The 1,887-nt window shown below is 54.7% G+C and carries 4 protein-coding genes; all 4 read right to left on the bottom strand.

Annotation, left to right across the window (positions count from 1 at the left end):
* Positions 1 to 431, bottom strand: a 431-nt coding sequence (locus C9411_RS25185; protein ID WP_199200159.1) for a major capsid protein, incomplete at its 3' end; no start/stop codon positions are given.
* A gap of 101 nt (positions 432 to 532) precedes the next feature.
* Positions 533 to 934: a head decoration protein gene (locus tag C9411_RS25180; protein WP_060432169.1), complete on the bottom strand. Its 402-nt coding sequence runs from the start codon at positions 932 to 934 to the stop codon at positions 533 to 535.
* Entirely contained in the window at positions 934 to 1,533 is a 600-nt protein-coding gene (locus tag C9411_RS25905) for a hypothetical protein (RefSeq protein WP_199200158.1), read from the bottom strand. Before C9411_RS25905 ends, C9411_RS25180 begins: the two co-directional genes overlap by 1 nt.
* Positions 1,534 to 1,536: 3 nt before the next feature.
* The coding region (locus C9411_RS25165) for a S49 family peptidase (RefSeq protein WP_199200157.1) at positions 1,537 to 1,887 on the bottom strand (351 nt) is incomplete at its 5' end.

Genomic DNA, 1,887 nt, shown 5'->3' with positions numbered 1-1,887 from the left:
TTCACGGTGACTTTCCCTGACACCATGGCGCTGCTGGCCATCCATTCAAGACGGCGGTTAATCATGTCGATCTGATCTGCCATCTCGAACTGCAGGTTCAGCATTTCGCGCTCTGCCGCGGTAAATTCACCGCCGATGCGTTCGCCAATCTGCCGGCGGATCGGTTTACGCAGATCCGGGGCGCGCTTGTCTTTGATGTATGCCGGCTTAAAGGTATTGGTCTGGTATTTGCGACTCTCGACCAGTTTACCTTCCACCAGCGGCGATACGAATGGCGCCATACGACGCAGACCCACGTCCACATCGATAGCAACCTCTTCCGTCTCGTAAGTCACCACGTTCGGGAAGAAGCGATCCAGAAGCCAATTTTGGCTGGTTTTCAGGTTAGGGACGACCTGGACCAGCACGCTGGTATCAAAAATGTTTTCCATATTCAGTCTCTTTATGATGCCGGCACCGTGGCCGGCCAGAATTCAGGACGAGTGCAACCCTGCCAAAGAACTGGCATCAGTTACGTTTCAAAGGGGTTAGATCAGGATACCGGCGACTGGATGCTATCGCGCAGGAAGATAGCTAACGGGCGGAATTGCGCTTTCAGTTCAGCAATGGTCCAGGTCGCGTCGAAGATCAGGCGATGCTGGTTAAACTCGCCCATCAGATATACACCGCCAGTTTGTGCTGTGGTTGTGGTGTCTACGTTATCGACCAAAATGGCAGATGGCTTTTCACTGCCGTCGGTGGCGTCTTTTTTGCTCGGGATATACGCGCCGGTAGCGGTGACCACACCGAGTACCGTCCCACGTTTAAGCGCCCCTGAAACACCGATCGTGACCGAGTCAGTGACCAGCTGTAACGGGCCGGAAACCAGCTGATCGGGTACGAACAGCGAACTGTTCATGCCCGGCGCGAATTGATTTTGTCCAAACTGGTCCATTACTTGTTACCTCGTGCAGTGTCATAGAGACTGGTCATTTTACTTACCAGCGCATTTTTACCCGTTGCAGGCTTCTCGCCGTCGGGCCCCAATCGTGCCTGCTCAGATTCACGCATCCGGGCATCCAGCGACTTTCTACCTTGTGGCTGCGGGGCTACGGCGCCCACCGTCGCCAGCGTGTCGATGGCTTCACGCGCACTCATCCGGGTATTGAAAGCCAGGTGAGCGGCCATGTCCGGGCGGCCGGCGGCATGCTTACTGCCAAAAATGGCGGCGCAACGTTTCCGCTCTGCCCGGCGACCTTTTTTCACATCGCGGTTTTCATCCTCTTCCGCGTCTTCGTCGTCTTCTTCAGCACGACGGGATTTCGACTTTTTGCCTTTTTCCTTGTCGTCATCATCGTCCTCGGCGTCAGGTTCACGATCGTCGTCGTCTTCCATGTCTTCGCGATCGTCATCGTCTTCAGCGTCCTCCTCGTCATCGCGCTCCTCTTCCGCGCGACGGGATTTCGCTTTTTTGCTTTTTTCTTTGTCGTCGTCCTCTTCCTCAGACGCTTTTTTCTTGAGGCCGAGAAGATGGGCAAACTTTAAATAAGACATACGTTAAGCTCCTGCTTCATTGATTAATTTTCGGAATGCGGCATCAGGGGTCATCACCGCATCGGCAAGCCCCAACTTGACGCCATCAGCCGCCAGGAAACAGGCAGCCTGGGTGTTACGGATAGTTTTTTCAGTGATCCCCCGGTTACGGGCTACCGTACTGACAAAAAGCCTACCCATCGCATCTACATCATCCTGAATCGCGGCGCGGGCCTGATCGCTCAATTTGACGTAGGGGTTGCTCTCGGCTTTGCGGTCACCGTAGGTGATGATGGTGACCGCCAGGCCGTCTTCTTTAATTCGCTGTGACCAGTCACAATGAATGACGATCACCCCGACCGAACCGACACCACC

It is taken from the genome of Serratia sp. Nf2 (assembly GCF_003028435.1).
Classification (GTDB): domain Bacteria; phylum Pseudomonadota; class Gammaproteobacteria; order Enterobacterales; family Enterobacteriaceae; genus Serratia; species Serratia marcescens_L.
This window is presented reverse-complemented; position numbering and strand designations above follow the sequence as displayed.